At 67.7% G+C, this 2,291-nt stretch carries 2 protein-coding genes; one reads left to right on the top strand and one right to left on the bottom strand.

What is annotated here, in order from left to right; all coding sequences use genetic code 11:
• Positions 1 to 451: 451 nt before the first annotated feature.
• Positions 452 to 1,507 (bottom strand): response regulator, encoded by a 1,056-nt coding sequence (locus OXC99_00155; GenBank protein ID MCY4623413.1) that lies wholly within the window; start codon positions 1,505 to 1,507, stop codon positions 452 to 454.
• A 308-nt stretch (positions 1,508 to 1,815) separates the two neighbouring features.
• Here OXC99_00155 and OXC99_00160 point away from each other — a divergent pair.
• Positions 1,816 to 2,291, top strand: a 476-nt coding sequence (locus OXC99_00160) for a GAF domain-containing protein (protein MCY4623414.1), incomplete at its 3' end; no start/stop codon positions are given.

Below are 2,291 nucleotides of genomic sequence, written 5' to 3' on the forward strand. Positions count from 1 at the left end.
AGCCTCGGGACGCTCGGGGTACTCGAAGAAACCGGCGCAGTACGACAGACGCCTTCGAGGTCGACGCGTCCACGGGGCAGATCAGGGTGAAGAGCGGGGCGACGCTGGACCACGAGACCAAGAGCTCGTACACGGGGAAGGTCATGTGAACCGTGCAGGGCTAGGCCGTCACCGCCACCGTGACCATACAGGTGCCGGGCATGCCGCCGCCCCGGAAGCCGGACGCGCCGGAGGTGACGAGGTCGGCAACCGATCCAACGACGAGGCTGGACGTGACCTGCCTGAAGCCGATTGAAGGTCTTGCTAGAAAGTCTGCCGTGTGAGTAACGGGTAGCGTCAGGTCAGGCCGTAGGAGTGGAACGAGGGAGGACCGTCGCAACGTGTATCTCACAACGTCGCTCAATCTCCCTTGCGCGAGTGGCCCCCATGTCACGGCGTTGGATCCTGCTCTTTAGTTCCCCTCCGGCATCCGATAGCCGACTCGGGGCTCGGCGAAGATGTACTTTGGGTTGACGGCGTCGTCGCCCAGCTTGCGGCGGAGTCCAACCAGCAGGGTGCGTAACGCCCGCACGTTCCCCGGCTTTCCCGGACCCCCCCCCCGCCTCAACAGCCGGTCGTGGGGCACCACCCGCCCGGCCTCCATCGAGAGCGCGGTCAGCAGGTCGAACTCCGTGGGCGTCAGGGGCGCGACAAGCCCTGAGACCGTCACCCTGCGCGTGGCGTAATCGATGGTCAGGTCGCCCAGCACGAAGGGCTCCGCCGGCGCCGGGAACTCGGGTTCCCCGAACCGCCGCAGGGCTGCCTTTACCCTGGCCACCAGCTCCGTCGGCGAGAAGGGCTTGACGATGTAGTCGGTGGCCCCCTGCTCCAGGACCCTGGCGACCACCTCGTCTCTGCCGTAGGCCGACAGGAATATGACCGGGATGCGGGAGACGGCCAGGATGTCCCCCATCAGCTCTGTCCCGTCGTACTCCGGCAGCATCAGGTCCAGCAGGGCCAGGCAGGGGCTGTGCTCCCTCATCAGCGCAAGCGCCTCATCCGGGTCTGCCGTCACCACCGCACGGAAGCCCGCGATAGAGAGGGCGTCCCGGACCGATCTGAGTGTCAGGGGGTCGTCGTCCACCACCAGGACCGTTCCAGCAGAAGGCCCGCTGTCCTGGGAGCGGGCGGGACTACGAGCCGGTTCTGCCTCTCGGACCACCGGCAGGGTGAAAAGGAATCGCGCCCCCAGGCCCGGCCCGTCACTCTCGGCATGGATGCGGCCCCCGTGGGTCTGCACTATCCCCTTGCAGATTGCTAGCCCCAGGCCGGTGTCGCCTGCCGCGTCGGGGTCCTCCCGGCGAGAGAACTTGCGGAACAGGCGGGGCAGGTCCTCGGCGGGTATCCCCCGCCCCTGGTCGGCCACCGAGACCTCAACGTGCGCGCCCGCGAGCGCCGCGCTCACCCGGATGACCGAGCCCTCGGGCGAGTGCCTGGAAGCGTTGGAGAGCAGGTTGCCGATGATCACCCTCTACCTGTTCGGGCCAGCCTAGGCGGGCCTCTCGGCACATTGTGAGCAGACATACACAGTAGTAGTATTGGCATGCAGGGATTCTCACGCTCCCTGCTCCTCCCGCCCGCCGCTAGGGGACTGTAGCGGCGGGCGGCCTGCATTCGCTAGGACCCCGACGGTCTGGCCGTGACCGCTCGACTATTGACGGTGCTGGTCGGCGAGGAGGCTGCGCCAATCAGCGCATGGGGGCGGTCCCTCCGTAGGCGCATGGTACATTCCGGCCGTCGACTTCCCCGAGAAGGGTGGTCATCTGAGGTGGCGCGTTGGACGAAGGCGAACGGTTGAAGGCGGAGAACCAGGCACTGCGGACCCGGATCGCGGGACTGACCGAGGCCATCCTCCGCATGAACGAGGCTCTCGACGTAGACGCCGTCCTGCAGGAGGTTGTGGACGGCGCGCGCTCCCTCACGGGTGCGCGCTACGGTGCGGTCACCACGATCGACGAGGCCGGTGAGTTCCAGCACCTGGTGGTCTCGGGCGTGACGGAGGAAGAGCAGCGGGGGATGCTCGAAACGCCCAACGGGTGGGGGATCTTCAGGCACCTGAGCGGGCTGCGGGAGCCGCTGAGGGCGCGCGACTGCGTCGAGCATCTGGCGTCGGCAGGGTTCCCGGGGCTCCAGCCACCGATCGGGGCGTTCCTGGGTCTGCAGATCCGGGAGGGCGAGCGGCACGTGGGACACATCTGCCTGGGGATGGAACCGGGAGGGCAGGAGTTCACGGAGGCGGACGAGGAGACCCT

The sequence above is a fragment of the Chloroflexota bacterium genome, from assembly GCA_026713825.1.
Taxonomy (GTDB): Bacteria; Chloroflexota; Dehalococcoidia; order Lucifugimonadales; family UBA1127; genus UBA1127.